The sequence below is a fragment of the Marinomonas sp. genome (assembly GCF_965225885.1).
In the GTDB taxonomy this organism is placed as follows: Bacteria; Pseudomonadota; Gammaproteobacteria; order Pseudomonadales; family Marinomonadaceae; genus Marinomonas.
Genome location: NZ_OZ245329.1, coordinates 1,466,354 through 1,486,992, shown reverse-complemented (window position 1 = coordinate 1,486,992; position 20,639 = coordinate 1,466,354). Strand labels below are relative to the sequence as shown.

At 43.5% G+C, this 20,639-nt stretch carries 19 protein-coding genes and 2 rRNA genes; 9 read left to right on the top strand and 12 right to left on the bottom strand.

All coding sequences use genetic code 11. From position 1 onward, the window contains the following. Positions 1–339: 339 nt before the first annotated feature. The 6 genes from ACO05V_RS07010 (at position 340) to ACO05V_RS06985 (ending at position 7,967) form a co-directional block, all read left to right on the top strand. A 23S ribosomal RNA gene (locus ACO05V_RS07010) occupies positions 340–3,238 on the top strand. 217 nt (positions 3,239–3,455) lie between these two features. Then, positions 3,456–3,570 (top strand): 5S ribosomal RNA (rrf, locus tag ACO05V_RS07005). A gap of 1,271 nt (positions 3,571–4,841) precedes the next feature. Further along, on the top strand, positions 4,842–5,051 hold the full coding sequence (locus ACO05V_RS07000) for a cold-shock protein (protein WP_421848893.1): 210 nt from the start codon (positions 4,842–4,844) through the stop codon (positions 5,049–5,051). Between the two features lie 156 nt (positions 5,052–5,207). After that, complete coding sequence (locus ACO05V_RS06995) at positions 5,208–5,753, top strand: DUF2058 domain-containing protein (RefSeq protein ID WP_421848890.1); 546 nt, start codon at positions 5,208–5,210, stop codon at positions 5,751–5,753. 393 nt (positions 5,754–6,146) lie between these two features. After that, complete coding sequence (locus ACO05V_RS06990) at positions 6,147–6,692, top strand: porin (protein WP_421848886.1); 546 nt, start codon at positions 6,147–6,149, stop codon at positions 6,690–6,692. Positions 6,693–6,755: 63 nt separating this feature from the next. Then, on the top strand, positions 6,756–7,967 hold the full coding sequence (locus tag ACO05V_RS06985) for an IS256 family transposase (protein ID WP_338269659.1): 1,212 nt from the start codon (positions 6,756–6,758) through the stop codon (positions 7,965–7,967). 63 nt (positions 7,968–8,030) lie between these two features. Here ACO05V_RS06985 and ACO05V_RS06980 read toward each other — a convergent pair whose 3' ends face one another. From ACO05V_RS06980 to ffh, 9 genes are all read right to left on the bottom strand, one after another. Beyond that, entirely contained in the window at positions 8,031–8,750 is a 720-nt protein-coding gene (locus tag ACO05V_RS06980) for a 16S rRNA (uracil(1498)-N(3))-methyltransferase (protein ID WP_421848883.1), read from the bottom strand. A 97-nt stretch (positions 8,751–8,847) separates the two neighbouring features. Further along, complete coding sequence (gene thrC, locus ACO05V_RS06975; RefSeq protein WP_421848880.1) at positions 8,848–10,233, bottom strand: threonine synthase; 1,386 nt, start codon at positions 10,231–10,233, stop codon at positions 8,848–8,850. A 12-nt stretch (positions 10,234–10,245) separates the two neighbouring features. After that, entirely contained in the window at positions 10,246–11,547 is a 1,302-nt protein-coding gene (locus ACO05V_RS06970; protein WP_421848877.1) for a homoserine dehydrogenase, read from the bottom strand. 162 nt (positions 11,548–11,709) lie between these two features. Next, positions 11,710–12,426 (bottom strand): thioredoxin fold domain-containing protein, encoded by a 717-nt coding sequence (locus tag ACO05V_RS06965; protein ID WP_421848874.1) that lies wholly within the window; start codon positions 12,424–12,426, stop codon positions 11,710–11,712. A gap of 104 nt (positions 12,427–12,530) precedes the next feature. Then, on the bottom strand, positions 12,531–12,893 hold the full coding sequence (rplS, locus tag ACO05V_RS06960; RefSeq protein WP_012071433.1) for a 50S ribosomal protein L19: 363 nt from the start codon (positions 12,891–12,893) through the stop codon (positions 12,531–12,533). A gap of 69 nt (positions 12,894–12,962) precedes the next feature. Next, on the bottom strand, positions 12,963–13,715 hold the full coding sequence (gene trmD / locus ACO05V_RS06955; RefSeq protein ID WP_421848871.1) for a tRNA (guanosine(37)-N1)-methyltransferase TrmD: 753 nt from the start codon (positions 13,713–13,715) through the stop codon (positions 12,963–12,965). A 22-nt stretch (positions 13,716–13,737) separates the two neighbouring features. Beyond that, on the bottom strand, positions 13,738–14,283 hold the full coding sequence (gene rimM, locus ACO05V_RS06950) for a ribosome maturation factor RimM (protein WP_113917778.1): 546 nt from the start codon (positions 14,281–14,283) through the stop codon (positions 13,738–13,740). Positions 14,284–14,298: 15 nt separating this feature from the next. Then, the gene (gene rpsP / locus ACO05V_RS06945; RefSeq protein ID WP_168825557.1) at positions 14,299–14,547 is read right to left on the bottom strand and encodes a 30S ribosomal protein S16; all 249 of its coding nucleotides are present in this window, start codon (positions 14,545–14,547) and stop codon (positions 14,299–14,301) included. 178 nt (positions 14,548–14,725) lie between these two features. Further along, positions 14,726–16,111, bottom strand: coding sequence for a signal recognition particle protein (ffh, locus tag ACO05V_RS06940; protein WP_421848868.1), 1,386 nt, complete (start codon positions 16,109–16,111; stop codon positions 14,726–14,728). Positions 16,112–16,240: 129 nt separating this feature from the next. Between ffh and ACO05V_RS06935 the strand changes: the two genes are divergently transcribed. The 3 genes from ACO05V_RS06935 to ACO05V_RS06925 all read left to right on the top strand — a co-directional run bounded on the left by ACO05V_RS06935 (position 16,241) and on the right by ACO05V_RS06925 (position 18,923). After that, a complete protein-coding gene (locus ACO05V_RS06935) occupies positions 16,241–17,008 on the top strand; it encodes a cytochrome C assembly family protein (RefSeq protein WP_421848866.1) in 768 nt (255 codons plus the stop codon). A gap of 83 nt (positions 17,009–17,091) precedes the next feature. After that, positions 17,092–18,348, top strand: coding sequence for an HlyC/CorC family transporter (locus tag ACO05V_RS06930; protein ID WP_421848863.1), 1,257 nt, complete (start codon positions 17,092–17,094; stop codon positions 18,346–18,348). A 29-nt stretch (positions 18,349–18,377) separates the two neighbouring features. Continuing rightward, complete coding sequence (locus tag ACO05V_RS06925) at positions 18,378–18,923, top strand: NUDIX hydrolase (RefSeq protein WP_421848861.1); 546 nt, start codon at positions 18,378–18,380, stop codon at positions 18,921–18,923. Here the strand turns inward: ACO05V_RS06925 and ACO05V_RS06920 are convergent. From ACO05V_RS06920 to greB, 3 genes are read right to left on the bottom strand one after another with little or no spacing between them, the layout of a single operon-like run. Then, entirely contained in the window at positions 18,904–19,212 is a 309-nt protein-coding gene (locus ACO05V_RS06920) for an NGG1p interacting factor NIF3 (RefSeq protein ID WP_421848858.1), read from the bottom strand. The two genes, ACO05V_RS06925 and ACO05V_RS06920, sit on opposite strands and share 20 nt — an antisense overlap. Positions 19,213–19,265: 53 nt before the next feature. Beyond that, complete coding sequence (locus ACO05V_RS06915; RefSeq protein ID WP_421848855.1) at positions 19,266–20,129, bottom strand: DUF72 domain-containing protein; 864 nt, start codon at positions 20,127–20,129, stop codon at positions 19,266–19,268. Further along, positions 20,126–20,635, bottom strand: coding sequence for a transcription elongation factor GreB (gene greB / locus ACO05V_RS06910; RefSeq protein ID WP_421848852.1), 510 nt, complete (start codon positions 20,633–20,635; stop codon positions 20,126–20,128). Before greB ends, ACO05V_RS06915 begins: the two co-directional genes overlap by 4 nt. Positions 20,636–20,639 lie beyond the last annotated feature (4 nt).

Below are 20,639 nucleotides of genomic sequence, written 5' to 3'. Positions count from 1 at the left end.
GCGTTCACACAAATTATCTGATAACTGTTTAAATACAGTAACTATCTACTTTAGAAAGCTTAGCGACAAAGCTTTAAGCAAGACACTAAACAATGAATCACGTAAGTGATGTGTTTAGTCTCTGACTTAGTGCTTTGCACTAAACTTGCTCTTTAACAATTCCAATTTTGAAATAACGATGAATCAAGCGTTAAACCGGTGGAAGTTTACTTGCTCTTATTCTTTAAGGATAACAGCTTAGTGACTTCTATTATCGTAAATCCAGAGGGGTACAAAAGCCCTTTGGTATGTGATTCTTAATATTACACTCTTTTGAGTGGAAACTATTTTGGGTTATATGGTCAAGTGACCAAGCGTGCACGGTGGATGCCTTGGCAGTCAGAGGCGATGAAGGACGTGGTAATCTGCGAAAAGGTTCGGGGAGTCGATAAACAGGCTTTGATCCGAACATGTCCGAATGGGGAAACCCACTCTACTTGTAGAGTATCCCACAGTGAATACATAGCTGTGTGGAGGCGAACCCGGGGAACTGAAACATCTAAGTACCCGGAGGAAAAGAAATCAACCGAGATTCCCTAAGTAGCGGCGAGCGAAAGGGGATTAGCCCTTAAGTGGTTTTGGTGTTAGTAGAAGGCTCTGGAAAGTGCCGCGATAGAGGGTGATAGCCCCGTATACGAAAACACCCTAATCATGAAAACGAGTAGGACGGGACACGTGTTATCCTGTCTGAATATGGGGGGACCATCCTCCAAGGCTAAATACTCCTGACTGACCGATAGTGAACCAGTACCGTGAGGGAAAGGCGAAAAGAACCCCTGTGAGGGGAGTGAAATAGATCCTGAAACCGTGTACGTACAAGCAGTGGGAGCGGACTTGTTCCGTGACTGCGTACCTTTTGTATAATGGGTCAACGACTTATTTTCAGTAGCAAGGTTAAGCATGTAGTGGAGCCGTAGGGAAACCGAGTCTTAATAGGGCGTTTAGTTGCTGGGAATAGACCCGAAACCGGGCGATCTATCCATGAGCAGGTTGAAGGTTGAGTAACATCAACTGGAGGACCGAACCCACATCCGTTGAAAAGGCTGGGGATGACTTGTGGATAGGAGTGAAAGGCTAATCAAGCTCGGAGATAGCTGGTTCTCCTCGAAAGCTATTTAGGTAGCGCCTCGTATCTCACCATTGGGGGTAGAGCACTGTTTGGGCTAGGGGGTCATCCCGACTTACCAACCCCATGCAAACTCCGAATACCAATGAGTGCAATTACGGGAGACACACGGCGGGTGCTAACGTCCGTCGTGGAAAGGGAAACAACCCAGACCGTCAGCTAAGGTCCCAAAGTACCAGTTAAGTGGGAAACGATGTGGGAAGGCTTAGACAGCTAGGAGGTTGGCTTAGAAGCAGCCATCCTTTAAAGAAAGCGTAATAGCTCACTAGTCGAGTCGGCCTGCGCGGAAGATATAACGGGGCTCAAACTGTACACCGAAGCTACGGATGCTTAATTTATTAGGCATGGTAGAGGAGCGTTCTGTAAGCCGTTGAAGGTCAAGCTGTAAGGCAGGCTGGAGGTATCAGAAGTGCGAATGTTGACATGAGTAACGATAAGGGAAGTGAAAAACTCCCCCGCCGGAAGACCAAGGTTTCCTGTCCCATGTTAATCAGGGCAGGGTGAGTCGGCCCCTAAGGCGAGGCAGAAATGCGTAGTCGATGGGAAACAGGTTAATATTCCTGTACCGATGTATATTGCGATGGAGAGACGGAGAAGGCTAGGCCAGCACAGCGATGGTTGTCTGTGTTTAAGGCGGTAGGCAAGTGACTTAGGCAAATCCGGGTCACTCTTTAAGAGAGAATGCCGAGAACTGATGACGAACCCTCTTTTGGGTGAAGTGGTTGATGCCATGCTTCCAGGAAAAACTTCTAAGCTTCAGATATACATTGACCGTACCCCAAACCGACACAGGTGGTCAGGTAGAGAATACCAAGGCGCTTGAGAGAACTCGGGTGAAGGAACTAGGCAAAATGGTACCGTAACTTCGGGAGAAGGTACGCCGGCCGGTGTGAAGGACTTGCTCCGTAAGCACTAGTCGGTCGAAGATACCAGGTGGCTGCGACTGTTTATTAAAAACACAGCACTCTGCAAACACGAAAGTGGACGTATAGGGTGTGACGCCTGCCCGGTGCTTGAAGGTTAATTGATGGGGTTAGCGCAAGCGAAGCTCTTGATCGAAGCCCAAGTAAACGGCGGCCGTAACTATAACGGTCCTAAGGTAGCGAAATTCCTTGTCGGGTAAGTTCCGACCTGCACGAATGGCGTAACGATGGCCACACTGTCTCCACCCGAGACTCAGTGAAATTGAAATCGCAGTGAAGATGCTGTGTATCCGCGGCTAGACGGAAAGACCCCGTGAACCTTTACTATAGCTTCACAGTGAACTTTGAACCTACTTGTGTAGGATAGGTGGGAGGCTTTGAAGCGCAGACGCTAGTTTGCGTGGAGCCACTCTTGAAATACCACCCTGGTATGTTTGAGGTTCTAACTCAGGTCCCTAATCGGGATCGAGGACACTGTGTGGTGGGTAGTTTGACTGGGGCGGTCTCCTCCCAAAGAGTAACGGAGGAGCACGAAGGTGTGCTCAGCATGGTCGGAAATCATGCATAGAGTGTAAAGGCAAAAGCACGCTTAACTGCGAGACAGACACGTCGAGCAGGTACGAAAGTAGGTCTTAGTGATCCGGTGGTTCTGTATGGAAGGGCCATCGCTCAACGGATAAAAGGTACTCCGGGGATAACAGGCTGATACCGCCCAAGAGTTCACATCGACGGCGGTGTTTGGCACCTCGATGTCGGCTCATCACATCCTGGGGCTGAAGCCGGTCCCAAGGGTATGGCTGTTCGCCATTTAAAGTGGTACGCGAGCTGGGTTTAGAACGTCGTGAGACAGTTCGGTCCCTATCTGCCGTGGACGTTTGAGATTTGAGAGGAGCTGCTCCTAGTACGAGAGGACCGGAGTGGACGAACCTCTGGTGTTCCGGTTGTCACGCCAGTGGCATTGCCGGGTAGCTATGTTCGGACGGGATAACCGCTGAAAGCATCTAAGCGGGAAGCCTCCCTTAAGATAAGATCTCACTGGAACTTAAGTTCCCTAAAGAGCCGTTCGAGACTAGGACGTTGATAGGTTGGGTGTGTAAGTGCTGTGAGGCATTGAGCTAACCAATACTAATTGCTCGTGAGGCTTGACCATATAACACCAAAGTGGTTTTACTGGAGATTGTTCCTGACAATCCCAGCACTTCCTCCATCCATGGAGGTCGTAAAACGTTAAAAAGACACATAATACGATCCGGTTTAATACTTGATACACGTTATTTCAAAAAAGAATTGTTAAAGATCCAAGCACGTATTCGCGTGTTTTGGTAAGACTGACACAGTCCAGCCAGAACAAAACGCAAAACGAATTGCTTGACGATCATAGAGGCGTTGAACCACCTGATCCCATCCCGAACTCAGAAGTGAAAAGCGCCATCGCCGATGGTAGTGTGGGAGATCCCATGTGAGAGTAGGTCGTCGTCAAGCTTTAAAATGAAAAGAACCTCGTCCTGCGAAGCAGGGCGGGGTTTTTTCGTTTAGAGTCATCAAGCAGCCTCTCCCACGTGCAGGGCTCTTTTTCAAAGGCTCACATGTGTCTCGCAAGGGGATAAGCAAGTGTTATGCTGTTATCAATAATGAGAGATAAGCATATAAGATAATTACCTAGATAGGCTTTTTAACAAGGTTTTATCTAATGACTCAAATTGAGTCGATTTTTTCTTGCATCTTCTGCCCATCTTCGCTAAATTATTTCTTAGACAGAGGGCAAAGGGATTTGCCAACACCTCCAGGATGGAGGCTCTGTCTCCTATCAGGATGAATGATGCTGCATGGATGCAGCGGAAAACCATTTAGAGTTTTCTGTTAATTACTCATATCTTTTTATAATGCCTCAATTTCATCATAAACGCCTATTTTATATTTATTTCAACTTTTATTATTCTACACTTTCAGTAGGTGTGTTTAATTTTCTGTGAAATTTTTGATAGCGTTATCACTAGTTTAGCAATGTTTGGTTTGCACTCTTAGGGCTTTTTAAGAGCGGAAAACGAAATGTCGTAAATATTTTTTGAAATAAAGTACGATTTTATTTACAAATAACACCCAGATCTGTGTCTCGCTAATTGCCTGTTTTGCGAATTCGTAGGGTGAAGTTTGCTTATCACTGCAGTGTCTCAGGCTTCTTGGCTGATGATGCAGCTTATACTTTCGATAATCTAGTTTTGAGTATTGCTCGTTAGGTGATTCTTAAGTTTTGTTTCAATGAGGTGTTTCGTTTACTTGTTAACCCAATAAATAGATGGCCTCTATAGTGTTTAAGAATTGGTTTTTTTATCTATCTAGGAGTCAAGAATAGGTCATCTTTAAGTTGTTGATACTAATTTAATAGAGCTTATCTTACAAAAAAAAAATTAAAACTACAGTTTTTTAGTATTTTATTTGAAATTTATTTTTCGATTAAAACCATAAAAAATTCTTAAAATACATGGGGATAGAGGTCTAACGAACATGTGCATATGTTTTTATTTAGCTTATCTTGCTAAATTTATGTAGAACATGATTGACCCCGTGACTCAAAGCGGACTACAATCAATTTCGTTTAAAAGAGTTGGCAATATTTATGTCCAGAGTTGCGAATATTACGTCATGTATGTTCGGTCCTGTTAAGTCATAAGTAATACCGAGTTTTTTTAGCACTATAACGTAGATGATTTACATCTTCGTATAAATTAACTTAACCTACAGGATAAACAGACATGTCTGACTTAGTAACTGGTACAGTAAAATTTTTCAACGAAACTAAAGGTTTCGGTTTCATCACTCAGGATCAAGGTACTGATGTTTTTGTTCATTTCTCTGCAATCAACACTTCTGGTTTCAAAACTTTGGCTGAAGGCCAAAAAGTTGAATTCCAAGTAGCTCAAGGCAAAAAAGGCCCTGAAGCTCAAAACGTTACACCTCTATAATGTAACGTTGCTGAGGATACTCTCAGCAGTGCGAATGCTAAAAAGCGACTTCTAAAGTCGCTTTTTTTGTTTTTGTACGCTGTGATTTATAGCGAAACTCTAATTTTCTAAGTTGAACCAAATATATAAATATTTGTAGGTGGTAAGGGGATTCCAATGGCTACGAAGTCTTTACAAGAACAATTGTTGGGTGTTGGGCTTGTTGATAAAAAGAAAGTTAAGAAACTAAAAGCTGAATCTTTACAGCTGAAGCAGAAAGTGAAAAAAGGCAAGGCTGTAGTGTCTGGAGACGATGGTCGCCAAGAAGAGTTGAAACGTCAAAGGGTGGAGAAGGCTGAGAAAGATCGAGTCTTGAATATGGAGCGTCAGAAGCTTGCTGAGCAAAAAGCAGTACATGGACAGATTCGACAGATGATTGAACAAAATCGAATTCGAAAACAAGATGGGGATATTGCTTATCACTTCACTGATAATAAAAAAGTGAAGCAGTTGTATGTTAGTCAGTCTATGCATGATGATCTGAGTCGTGGTCGTTTGGCGATTGTTAAACTTGAGGAGCAATATGAACTGATCCCAGAGCCTGTTGCAGTTAAGATTAATGAGCGTGATGCATCTTATATTCTTGTTTGCAATAACCGAATTGAAAGCATTGAAGATGATCCGTACGCGGACTTTCAAATTCCTGATGACTTGATGTGGTAATTGAATTTTTTGCTTTAAGAGGGTTGTTTGTAGCCCTCTTGCTGCTGTTTCTCTCCCTTCTTGCTTCATCCAATTAGTATGTTTTTTTACTCGATAAGCTTACTTGACAATATATTTTCAAACAAAGGTATGAAAATGTCACATTTGTGCACATTTAAGTTGGGTGATTTTTTTTAAGCTATTGTTTTTAATAAATTTTTAAATTTCCTCTCTGTTATTATCTTCCTTTTTGAGTGATATATTTCAAGAAAAAAGAACGCATAGTGAATACTTAGTGCAATTAGCTTGCGCATGGTTGTCTATTTCTGTGAAATCTTTAGATTAACTGTCTGTTGCTTGCACACATCAAGCGCCTACAAGAAAAGCGTAAATACATTTAAAAGGGAAACGAGAATGAAAAAATCGATTATTGCTATTGCTGTTTCAACTGCAGCACTTGCTTCTGTGCCAACTTTTGCAGCTGAAGGTTCTACTGCAGATGTTTACGGTAACATCCAATATGCTTACACCAATGATAACGCAAATAACAAAGGTAGCAACTTTGAAGACAATGGTTCAACTATTGGCTTGAAAGGTGAGACTACAGTTAGCGATAGCGTTACTGCTTTCTTCAAGTATGAAGTAGAAATCGAAGCTGACCAAAAGAAAGACGGACCTAATTCTGGTCGTGTTAATCTAGATCAGGCTTACGTTGGTTTGAAAGGTAACTTCGGTAAAGTTCAGGTTGGTTCTTTTGATACTATCTACAACAATGCGATTCAAGATGGTATTAATCAATTTGAAGTCCTTGAGCCTTCAAAAGCTGGTAATACTACTGAAGGTGATACTATTGCCTATTTCTCTCCTTCCATGAATGGTTTTGAAGTTCAAGTTGCTGCCCAAGTTAAAGGTGACAACAGTGAACTTGCAGCTGATAAAAAAGATGGCACGAGACTGTAACTAATTTTGTGTAACTACCTATCACAACATATTCTATAGAGAATTAAGAATAGGTAGATGCAAATGAACCAAAAAGAACTGGAAGCCTTCGCAAAAGAAGCCGCCAAAGGCATTAAAACGCCTGAGGATCTTAACGAATTTAGCCAAATGCTGAAGAAGATTACCGTTGAGGCGGCCTTGAATGCAGAGATGGATGAGCATCTGGGTTACGAGAGACATCAAAAATCCTCGTCAACCAACAGTCGTAATGGTAAGAACAGTAAGCGTATTAAGACGGAAGATGGTGAGTTTGAACTGGATACGCCTCGTGACCGCGAAGGTTCTTTTGAACCAAAGCTGGTCAAAAAGCACCAATCCCGCTTTACTTCCATGGACGATAAAATCCTATGGCTCTACGCGCAAGGTATGAGCACCCGAGACATCGTCAATGCCTTCGATGAATGGTACGGTGCTGAGATATCTCCGACACTGGTATCACGTGTTACCAACGCGGTGATCGAGCAAGTAACTGAATGGCAAGCACGCCCCTTGGATGCCATCTATCCCATTGTGTATCTTGATTGTATTGTGTTGAAAATCCGCCAAGATAAGCGTGTTATCAATAAATCGATTTTCTTGGCACTCGGTATCAACACCGACGGTCATAAAGAACTCATGGGCATGTGGATTGCTGAGAACGAAGGGGCTAAGTTCTGGCTAAACGTCCTCACTGAGCTTCAGCAGCGTGGTGTAGAAGATATTCTCATCGCTTGTGTTGATGGTCTAAAAGGCTTCCCAGAAGCCATCAATGCCGTTTTCCCACAAACCAGCATTCAACTGTGTATCGTGCATATGGTACGCAACTCATTGAAGTATGTATCATGGAAAGACTACAAAGCGGTGACGGCGGACTTAAAGCAAGTTTACCGCTCTGCAACGGAAGAAGAAGCCTTGTTGGAGTTAGATCGTTTCGCAGGCGTCTGGGACGATCAATACCCGCAAATCACCAAATCGTGGCGCAATCACTGGCATAATCTTAATACACTGTTTAGTTACCCTGACGATATCCGCAAAGCGATCTACACAACGAACGCTATTGAATCACTGAACAGTGTCATCCGTAGAGCCATTAAAAAACGTAAAGTCTTCCCAAGCGACGATTCTGCGAGGAAAATGGTTTATCTTGCCATTAGAGAGGCCAGTAAAAAATGGACAATGCCCATTCAAAACTGGCGCCAAGCGATGAGTCGATTTATTATTGAGTTCGAGGAGCGACTCGAAAAGCACCTTAACTAAATGGTAGTTACACAGAATCTGTTACAGGGTCTACAAATTACAACAATTCATGTACTAAGCACTTTAGGATGGATACAAACGCGACAACAAAACAGGCACTACGGTTTCTACTTTCAGAATTCGATCACCTAAATGTACCGATTCCATACCCGCTTCATGCCATTTACTCACTTCAAATTCATTCCAACCACCCTCTGGCCCAAGCGCCAAAACACAAGCTTGTTGAATATCTATCGGACAGCGTTTGGCTAAATAAGGATGCGCAAGTAAACCTACTTTACCTTTCAAAATATCTGGCAATTGATCTTCAACAAAAGGACGAAACCGAGGAATCAAAGACCACTTTGGCATCACGGTATCCTTCGCTTGCTCTAACCCTTCCAACAAACATTGATGAATAGATTCGGTTTGCAGAACAGGACTTTGCCAGTAGCTTTTTTCCACCTTGGCAGAGTGAATAAGGTATAACTCCTTCACTCCCATTGCAGTGATATTTTGCAAAGTTCGCTTCAGCATATTTGGTCTTGGCAAAGCCATCACCAATATCATAGGCAAAGGCTCGGGCGGCAGCGCAGAAAGATTTAGCGAATGAATGTATCCAAGCTGATTGTCACTAGGAGGTTCATAAATACCCTCTCCTATCTTTCCATTTAACACACCCACTCGCAGAACATCCCCTTGCTGAGCTTTAATTACTTTTGAAATGTGGGTTTGTTGGCGCAGAGTCAGCCCATATAGGCCATCACCAAGTGTATTTTTAGGATCGAGTAATATGATATTCATATGAAAGGCACAAAAGTATGAGGGGAAAAAGAAACGGCCAATCTTTGATTGGCCGTTATTAGCATTGCTAATTTATCTAGAGCTATCTCTAATTAAACTAAATTTTTTCAGCAACAAAAGCCTGAACATCGCTCAGGCTATTATCTAGTACAGTATAAGATTCTTCACGCTCGAAAAGATCTTTCATGTGCTCAGGCAACATTGGTGTTTCGCAGCCAGCTTTTTCGACAGCTTCAGGGAACTTCACTGGGTGAGCTGTTGCCAGGGTAATCATTGGTACAGACTGGTCTTTCCAGCAATGACGAGCCGCTTCAAGACCAATCGCTGTATGCGGATCAAGAAGATATTGTGTTTTAGCGAACACATCAGCGATCACTTCGCAGGTTTTCTTATCATCGACTTTGTAGCTGTCAAAGTTCTCTTTTACAAAAGACCAAGCTTGATCATTTAATGATACGTCGCCTTTATTAAAGCGCGCCATCAAATCATCAATTGCCGCACCATCGCGACCATGAGCATCAAACAATAAACGCTCGAAGTTGCTTGAAACCATGATATCCATACTAGGAGACAAGGTTACATTCAAAGACTGACGGCTCATGTCGTTTTCTGCAATCACCCGGTGCAAAATATCGTTCTGGTTGGTAGCTACCACAAGCTGATCAATTGGTAAGCCCATTTTCTTCGCCAAATAACCCGCAAAGATATCACCAAAGTTACCCGTTGGTACAGAGAACGACACCTTACGATGCGGCGCGCCAACCGACAAAGCTGAAGAAAAATAGTAAACGATCTGAGCCATGATGCGCGCCCAGTTAATCGAGTTAACCGCCCCTAACTTAGCGCCTTTCAAGAAAGATTGATCAGCAAAGCTGGACTTCACCATACCTTGGCAATCATCAAAATTACCTTTCACTGCGATGTTAAACACATTGTCGTCGATAACCGTGGTCATTTGACGGCGCTGTACTTCAGATACACGCTGGAATGGATGCAAGATGAAAATATTAAGATGTTCTGAATGACGGCAACCTTCAATGGCAGCAGAACCGGTATCACCTGATGTGGCACCAAGGATAACCAGTTTCTCTTGACGTTCAGACAGAACATAATCCATCAAACGACCAAGCAACTGTAAGGCAAAATCTTTAAACGCCAAGGTTGGACCACGGAATAACTCAAGGATCCATTCGTTATTACCAATCTGAACCATGGGCGCAATAGCACTATGATTAAAGCTCGCGTAAGCGTCATTAATCATCGTTTTAAAAGCATCGGCAGGAATGTCACCTTCCACAAAAGGCCACATCACTTTAAAAGCCAGCTCTTGGTAACTTAAATTTGCCCAAGATGCGATCTCTTCTTTACTGTAATGAGGCAAAGTTTCTGGCACATACAAGCCACCATCATTTGCCAAACCAGCCAATAACACATCACCAAAAGAAAGCGCTGGCGCTTTACCACGAGTAGAAATGTATTTCATATTTGTTCTCTCTTACGCCAAGTTTTCAACACGGATTCGCTGCACTGTTCCAGCAACATCCGGCAAGGCTTCAATCGCCGCAATGGCAGCATTCATATTTTTCTCTTTCACATCATGAGTCATCACGACCAATGGCACTAATTCGCTGCCTTCGCGCTCACGCTGGATAAGAGACTCTATGCTAATGTCGTTAGTCGATAAAATTTGTGTGATATTCGCAAGAACCCCAGCACGATCTTTAATTGTCATGTTGAGGAAAAAACCACACTCAATCTCTTCTACCGGTAAAATTTGCACGTGAGATAAAGAGTCTGCTTGGAATGCCAAATGAGGCACTCGATTCGTTGGATCTGCCGTTAGAGTACGAGCAACATCAATCACATCAGCGATAACAGAAGACCCTGTTGGCAATGCACCAGCGCCAGCTCCGTAAGTCAACGTCGGACCGACAACATCACCCTGAACCATAATAGCGTTCATCACACCATTAACATTGGCCAAAAGCTGTTTGTGAGAAATCAAGGTAGGATGAACTCGCAATTCAATCCCCATTTTGGATCGACGAGCAATCCCCAAGTGCTTGATGGCATAACCAAGATCATCAGCAAAAGCCACATCTTCAGAGGTAATACGGCTAATACCTTCGGTGTAGGTTTTTTCAAATTGCAGAGGAATACCAAATGCAATGGATGCAAGAATCGTCAGCTTATGTGCGGCATCAATACCTTCGATATCAAAGGTTGGATCCGCTTCGGCATACCCAAGCGCTTGCGCTTCCGCTAACACATCCTCAAACTCACGGCCTTTCTGACTCATTTCAGTCAAAATAAAATTGCCCGTGCCGTTAATAATGCCAGCTAACCACTCAATACGGTTGGCAGACAAACCTTCACGTAGCTGTTTGATAATCGGAATGCCGCCAGCAACCGCCGCTTCAAACGCCACGATGACGCCTTTTTCTTGAGCCTTGGCAAAAATTTCATTGCCGTGTTCAGCAATAAGTGCTTTGTTTGCCGTAACAACATGCTTGCCATTTTCTATAGCCGTAAGAACCAGCTCTTTCGCAACGGAAGTTCCGCCAATCAGCTCAAGAACAATATCAATCTCTGGATTATTAACCACATCAAAAATATCACGGGTAACATTAATACCGGTGGTATCACAAGCGTCATTATCACGACGGGCACCTATTTGCTCAATAACAATACTGCGACCCACACGTCGTGTAATCTCTTCCGCATTATTACGAAGAATGTTAAAACTACCGGACCCCACTGTCCCCAGTCCACAAATTCCGACTTTTACCGGTTTCAAAACAATACCCCACAGAGATAATTTAATTTTTATAGTTTACTTAGCCCTTTTTAAAATAAAGGCCAAGTAACAGGTTGATTCATTATAACGCCAGTATTATTCAAACCCAACGTAGAAAAGGCTGAAGAAGACTCATGTTTAGTGGAATATTTCGCGATAAGACTATAACCCAAGGTGTTTAACCAACTCAGCTGCTGGTAAATACCCTGGTAAAAACTCACCGTTACCTAGCACGATACTTGGCGTACCACGCACTCCCACTTCGTTCCCTAGTTTATACTGATCTGCGACGGGGTTAACACATTTGTTTTCAGGAATTTCTGCACCTAGTTTTGCTTGAGTTAGCCACTCTTTAGGATCAGCAGAACACCAAATGCTCACCATCTTTGTATACGCTTCTGAACCAATGCCCGCTCTTGGATAAGCTAAGTAACGAACGGTCACGCCTGCTTCGTTAAGCTTTGGCACCTCTTTATGGAGCATTCGACAGTAACCGCAATCGACATCGGTAAACACGGTGATATGCGCTTTCTCGTCTTTCGCTTTATAGACGATCATTTGTGATTCAGGAAGCGTTTCAATTTTGGCTAGTTTTGCTTTTTCTGTTTCATTCTCAATGGCATTTTTATCGATTCGATAAAGATCACCTGCGACAAAATATTTACCATCTTGCGTTACATGTAATGTGGGGCCGTTCTTCAAGACAACAACATATAATCCTGCACCTTCATGTAGTTCGGCACTTTCGACTTCATATTGAGGCAACGCCATTTGAACCGCGGATAAAACAGCAGATTGATCAGCAAATACTGCGCAGGAAAGAGAAAGCAACACAGTTATTGCAGAAGAGCGAGACAGGGAACAGAAAAAACGCTTCATGGAGAACCTCAAAGACATGTAAATAGTCTCTATTAGGCCATACGATAGGGGGTTAGTTCCATAAAAAAAGGCGACTCGCGTCGCCTTTTTTTAATAAGAAAAAATTAACGTTTAGCCAATTTTTCTTTGATACGTGCAGATTTACCAGAACGCTCGCGTAGGTAGTAGATCTTAGCTTGACGCACGTCACCGCGGCGTTTAACTTCGATGCTTTCAACCAAAGGGCTGTACGTTTGGAAAGCACGCTCAACACCGATACCGCTAGAGATTTTACGAACGGTAAATGCTGAGTTAAGACCACGGTTACGCTTAGAGATTACAATGCCTTCATAGGCCTGTAGACGCTCGCGTGAACCTTCTTTAACTTTAACTTGAACAACAATAGTGTCACCAGGACCGAAGGCTGGGACTTCTTTTGTCATTTGTTCAGCTTCTATCTGCTGAATCAGTTTAGTTTTATTACTCATGGATGTGACTCCTAATGATATGGTTTCTTATCAGCATGAAGGTTCTTCTTTCTGATAAGCTCGCAATTCCTACTCTGCCGAGGTTGAATCTTCAGTTTCGCGAATAAACTCTTCTAACAGCAACTGCTGTTCCTTGTCCAACTCAAGGTTCTGCAGAAGGTCTGGCCGGCGCTGAAAAGTTCTTGCGAGCTTTTGCTTTAAACGCCAGCGTCTAATCTCCTCGTGGTTGCCACTAAGCAGCACCGATGGCACAGGTTCACCATTTAGTACTTCTGGGCGAGTATAATGCGGGCAGTCCAACAAACCATCAGAGAATGAATCTTCATCCGCAGATACCTGTTTTCCTAATACTCCTGGAACCATACGAAATACAGCATCCATGAGCACCATTGCCGGCAACTCACCACCGCTTAGGACAAAGTCGCCAATTGACCATTCTTCATCAATCTCAGATTGAATTAAACGCTCATCAACGCCTTCATAACGGCCTGCTACCAGAATAAATTCTGCTTGTTTAGCAAGCTGTTGCACGCCTTCTTGCGTTAGCGTACGCCCTTGAGGGGATAGATAAATAACTTTTGCATTGGGTACCGATAACTTAGCACTCGCAATAGCATCTTTGAGAGGCTGCACTTTCATCAGCATCCCTGGACCACCACCATAAGGTCGATCATCTACAGTCTTATGTCTGTCATGTGTAAAGTCGCGGGGATTAAAAAAATCCACCTCAACCAACCCAGACTTAATGGCTCTGCCTGTTACTCCATATTGGGTAATGGCCTGAAACATCTCCGGAAAGAGCGATATAACGCTAACCTTCACGTTGTGACCTCAGCTTATCTGTTTAAAATTCTGGATCCCAGTCAACTACCATTTCCTGCTGTTCTAAATCGATGTTTAAAACATAAGTTCCTGGAGCATAAGGAATCAATCGCTCTTCACGATCAAAGCTACCTTCACACGCGCGGACAACAATCACATCATTCGCACCAGTTTCCATAAGTTGAGAAACCTTCCCTAAGAGGACACCCTCTTTGGTAATAACCCTCAGTCCTTCCAGTTGGCTCCAGTAATAATCACCTTCTTCCAAATCTGGTAGTTCTGCTGCATCTATATAAACGTCCATACCACAGATATCTTTTACTTGATCTCTGTCGGTGTAACCTTTTACCGATGCCACCAAACCTCGTCCTTGCAGACGGCCTTGGCTTAATTCAACGATTTTCCACCCGCTAGGAGTTTTCAACCACCAATGCTTGTAATCAAAGATTCCTTGCATTGGGTCGGTGTGCGAATATAACTTCACCCACCCTTTAACACCATATACCGATGTAATGCGTCCAACCACAAGGGCTTGCTCAGGAGCGGCCGCTTGTTTTAACTCAGACATAGCATTACCTCAGTATTAAGCGTTTTTGCTAGCATCTTTTATAAGCTGCGCAGCACGGTCAGAAAGTTGAGCGCCTTGGCTAACCCAATGGTTTACGCGATCTAGATCGATGCGTAGACGTTCTTCTTGACCACGAGCAACAGGGTTAAAGAAACCCAAACGCTCGATATAACGACCATCACGTGCACGACGGCTATCAGCCACGTTCAAATGATAGAATGGGCGCTTTTTAGAGCCACCACGAGAAAGACGAATAGTTACCATATGATTGGTTCCTTATTGCTTAACGAAACACCCCTTGCCGAGTCGAATTTTTGACTCATACAACAAGAAGGCGGCATATTCTAGTCGATTAACTAGAAAAACAAAAGGGCGAATTACTCACCCAGACATTAAAAACGGCAGTTTTTTAACTGCCGTTAGTAAAAACAAGAAAATATGCTTAAAACTTAGGGAAATTTCCGCCGCCAGGCATGCCACCACCCGGCATCATTCCACCCAAACCGCGCATCATTTTCTTCATTCCGCCTTTGGCGGTCATCTTCTTCATCATCTTCTGCATTTGTTTATGCTGCTTTAGAAGACGATTCAAATCTTGAATTTGTAAACCCGCACCAGTTGAGATACGTTTTTTACGAGAGCCATTAATAACATCAGGATTATGACGTTCTGCTGGCGTCATGGAATTAATCAAGGCTTCCATCTGAACAAACATTTTGTCATTCACTTTATCTTGGATATTACCTAGCTGTCCGCCCATGCCTGGAAGCTTATCCAGCATGGAACTCATGCCGCCCATGTTTTTCATTTGCTGAAGCTGCTCTTTAAAGTCTTCTAAGTCGAAGCCTTTACCTTTTTTCAGCTTACCAGCAAGTTTTTCGGCCTTTTCTTTGTCGATCTTCTGCTCTGCTTCCTCTATTAAAGAAAGCATATCGCCCATACCAAGAATACGAGACGCCAAACGATCAGGATGGAAAGGTTCTAGCGCATCGGTTTTCTCACCCACGCCTAAGAACTTAATCGGCTTGCCTGTGATATGACGAACAGATAAGGCCGCACCACCGCGGGCATCACCATCTGTTTTGGTAAGGATCACCCCAGTAAGTGGTAACACATCACCAAAGGCTTTTGCTGTATTCGCCGCATCTTGCCCTGTCATGGCATCCACAACGAACAAGGTTTCAATTGGATTAACCGCCGCGTGCAGAGCTTTAATCTCTGCCATCATGTCTTCATCAATCGACAAACGGCCAGCCGTATCGACAATCAAGACATCTTTATGAGCTTTTTTGGCGTAATCGATAGCGTTATTAACAATATCAATCGGCTTTTGTGACAAGTCACTTGGGATGAAATCAACACCCACCTCTCCCGCCAATGTTTCAAGCTGTTTAATAGCCGCAGGACGATAAACGTCTGCACTAACAACCGATACCGATTTCTTCTCACGCTCTTTTAGGTATTTCGCTAGTTTAGCGGCCGATGTGGTTTTACCAGCACCTTGCAAACCAGCTAATAAAATAACCGCCGGACGAGCTGCACGAAGGTTAAGACCATCGTTCGCTTGCCCCATGACATTTTCAAGTTCCTGCTTAACAATTTTCAGGAAGACTTGACCAGGACTCAAACTTTTTGACACTTCAGTCCCTATCGCACGCTCTTTAACAGCGGCAATAAAATCTTTGACAACAGGCAAAGCCACGTCAGCTTCAAGAAGCGCCATACGCACTTCACGCAACACTTCTTGTATGTTGTCTTCAGTTAATTTAGCTCGACCTCGGATACGATCAAGCGAGGAAGTTAAGCGATTCGATAAATTGTCGAACATATTGCCCTCAAATTTTGGCTCTAAATGGAAAAAACCTACGGTTTCAGTTTATCCAAGGTGAAATTGCCTCTATTATAACGGATAAATGATTTTCACCCTATACCTTTACCCTGCGGAACCTTTAGTTTCATGACTCAATTATCGCTTTGGCTTGCTTGTATCGCTTGTTTGATTGCTGGCACAGCGTATTACCTACGTCCAGAAAATCGCTCTACCCAATTTATTGGGGCAATTACGATTGCCATACACACCTTCTCTCTCACACAAGTATTACTGAATAGAGACGGCTTTAACTTTCTAACCATAGGACTGCTCATTGCCTTAATTGGCAACAGCCTACTTTGGTTCAGCAACCGCGACAAAGATTTATCGCTATTGCTCGGGGCCGCATTCCCTCTTGGCGCAATTATTATTGCATTAAACGCCATCGAGCCGTGGAACCTAACCCAACTGCACAGTAACTCTTGGGGCACCAGTGCTCATATTCTTATTGCCTCTGTTGCTTATAGCTTATTCACGGCTGCCTGCGGCGTTGGTATTTTGCTTGCTATGCAAGAATATCAGCTTAAAAACCACAAACTGAAACAACTACTGAGAGTACCGCCACTACAAGTTCTAGAACGCTTGATGTTTGAGTTTATCTGGGCCGCTTTCATTTTGTTAACTATCACCATAGCAACGGGTTTTTATTTCATTGAAGACATGTTTGCCCAGCACCTAGTTCACAAAACATTTTTCACAATTGCTTCTTGGTTTGTGTTTGCAGGGTTATTACTTGGTAGACATATAGCAGGTTGGCGTGGACAACTGGCGGTAAAATTGACGTTGAGCGGTTTTTTCTTGCTAATGCTAGGCTACTTTGGCAGCCAAATAGCACTACAAATTTTACGCCATTAATTATTAATGACGTAAAGTATGTTTGACAGTCCGATCTTAAGAACCAATAATCCATTTATCTAAATAATTGAGGCGATCCCTTTTTGAACGAAGTACCCTTAGGTGTTCTTGGTGGAATACTTTTTTGTCTTATTTTGCTTTCTGCTTTCTTTTCGAGTTCCGAAACAGGGATGTTGTCGATCAACAAATATCGACTCAAACACCTTGTTAAAAACAAGAATCGATCTGCAATCAAAGTAAACACTCTTTTAGAACGTCCTGATCGACTTATCGGCGTTATCCTAATCGGAAACAACTTTGTTAATATCCTTGCTTCAGCGATAACTACGATTATTGCTGTTCGTTTATGGGGAGACGCTGGCGTTGCTATCGCAACCGCTGCACTCACTATGATTGTGCTGATTTTTGCAGAAGTGACACCAAAAACATTGGCCGCGATACATCCAGAGAAAATTGCTTTCCCTGCATCTTGGATTCTTGCCATTCTGTTAAAAGTACTCTATCCGCTTGTGTGGCTGGTAAATGGTTTATCTAATGGATTATTACGCTTAATCGGCGTACATGCTTCACAGAAAAATCATGACACGCTTGACTCGGAAGAGCTAAGAACCGTGGTAAATGAAGCGAGCGGTTTGATCCCTGCAGCCCACCAAGAAATGCTAATTTCGATTCTTGATTTGGAAAAAGTCTCTGTTGAAGACATCATGATTCCTCGCAATGAGGTTGTTGGTATCGATATTGAAGACTCCATAGAAGAGATCATTGAGCAAATTTGCCAAAGCAGACACACTCGCATGCCGGTTTACAATGGCGAAATAAACAAAGTCATCGGCATACTGCACGCACGCCATGCAGCGGTATTTCTTCGCGACCCTACACCATCCAAAGCAGCGCTATTAAAAGCAACCGTTGAACCTTATTTCATTCCAGAAAGCACCTCCCTAAACACAGTATTGCTGAACTTCCAAAAAGATCATCAGCAAATGGGGATCGTGGTCGATGAATATGGCGATGTACAAGGTATCGCCGCTTTAGAAGACGTGCTTGAAGAAATCGTTGGCGAATTCACTCCGCCAACCCAAGACGAAGAAGAAGAAATCCAAACTCTTGATGATGGCTCTTTCAGAATTGAAGGCTCGACACACATTCGAGAAATCAACAAAACACTTGATTGGCATCTACCGACAGACGGACCAAAAACCCTAAACGGTCTTATCATCGAAACATTGGAGTTCATCCCTGAACACCCAATTAGCTTATGGGTCGGTCATTACATGATTGAAATTCAAGAAATTGAAGATAAAGTTGTCAAATACGCCAAGCTTCAGCTAAAACGCTAAGCTCAAGTAAACACGTTAAGGATGTACACATGAGATACTGCCCGCAATGCGGTCACGCCGTTAATATGACCATCCCTGCTGGGGATAACAGGCTACGTGCGGTTTGTCCAAGTTGCGACTTTATCGATTACGATAATCCTAGATTGATTACTGGCACCATTCCGCTTTATGACGGCAAAATCTTATTGTGCAGAAGGAACATTGAGCCACGCTTAGGCTTCTGGACCTTGCCTGCAGGGTTTATGGAAAACCAAGAAACCACAAGCGAAGGCGCTTTAAGGGAAACATTAGAAGAAAGCGGATCAACTGCCATATGCAAACAAGCTTTCAGCATGATCAGCATCCCTAGAATCAATCAAGTTCACCTTTTCTATATCGCTGAATTAGAAAAAGATGATTTTCATGCCACAGAAGAAAGCTCTGAGGTCGCGTTATTTGATTTTGATGAAATTCCTTGGGATGAGCTGGCTTTTAGTAGCGTAACCAAGACTATCGAGTTCTTCATCGAAGACCATAAAAAAGGTCAATACGGCTTCCACGAAGACACCATTCATTTCAACACTGTATCGGAATAAAGTGGTAGGCCACCTCTTCATAGGGGTGCGCCAACAACAAAGCGGCCAAAACACTCGCTTTTACCTCCTCACTCAGCACCATTTCCACCCGATATTCATCAATAAATTCTAGCTCATCTACCTTACCAAGAAATGGCGTCGCTCCTGTCACAGGCCTAAACTGCCCCTGCCCTTTCACTTGCCAACAACAAGAGTCATAGTTTCCCATCGAACCTGCACCTGCCGAAAATACAGCCTGCTTAACAGATTCTAAATGTGATTCTGGAACATAAAAAACGAATGAGTACATCATCTCCCCTAACAATTTCATCTAGAAAACATGCAACCTTAATTGAGAATCTTTTACCAAAGACTGGCTTGCTCCTGACTTTGCGGCAAAACCAAAGCACGCTGATAATCAGGCATTAGCGCGCACACCTTTTCATCCAATTGCGCCGCTAAGGTTGGCGCAGCGATATTATCCGACGAATGCACAAACACACTCGGTGTCAGCCCTTCTGATAGCCATTGCGACAGTTTCGCCGCCCACTGGTCTAGCCATACCTCATTACGTGGTAAATCAGGATGACCAATAAAACGCACGACTGGATGATTCGATGTCACTACAGGATGGCAAGGCACTCTTGGCTTTTTCTTTTGGGCATCAACCAGACTTTCGCAATACGCTTCAGTAGAAAAAACTGGTCTAGAATCCATCACCACACGATTCACATTACGCTCAGACAAAGCGGATAAAAATTGGCGTTCAGTGAGGGACTTATCAAAATAGGCAAGATTACGTACTTCAACAGACAAAGGCGTAGATAGCGTCCACATATCACATAGAGCTAGAATCGTATCTAGAGCACGCTCGTCACATATCGCAGGGAACTGCAACATGGTTGGGCCAAGCTTAGCCTGTAACGGTTGCAAAGAAAGCATGAAAGCCAGCCAGTCTTGCTGAACGTCACGCCAAGGGCGTTCTATCAAACGATGAGTAACGGTTTGCGGTGCTTTAAAACTAAATTTGAAGCCCTCGGTAACAGATTCATACCAGCGCATCAACTGGGCATCGTCCACCTTGGTATAGAAAGTACTCCCCACCTCGACCGTAGAAAATACTTGGGAGTACCTCCCAACTCGTTCAGCACTTGGCAATGAAGCAGGATAAAGCCAATTTACCCAAGCTGGATGTTGCCACTGCGCCATGCCGTAGTGAATAATCATGCAACTACTTGACGATATTCGACAGCATCAATTAAGTAGTTTTTCTCTCCGCCAGCAAGGCGAATAACCACTTCATCGCCCTCTTGCTTCTTGAGTAAAGCCCGAGCAACAGGAGAGTCGATGCTAATATAATTCGGATTATGATCTAGCTCATCTGGACCAACAATGCGGTACTCTTTAGCATTTCCCACCTCATCTTCTAGCGTCACCCAAGCCCCAAAAAAGACTCTCGTTTTATCTGCAGGAAGACGATCCACCACAGTACAAACATCCAAACGTTTTTCCAAATAACGCACGCGACGATCTATCTCACGAAGCTGTTTTTTACCATATATATATTCCGCATTCTCCGAACGATCTCCTTGGGCCGCAGCTTCTCGAACGGTTTCAGTCACAGCTGGACGCTTTTCTTTCCACAAATATTTAAGCTCAGCCAACAAAGCTTGCGCACCTTCATAAGTAATATAAGCGGACTTTGGTGGCGAAGGAGGACGATATCGACTCATTATT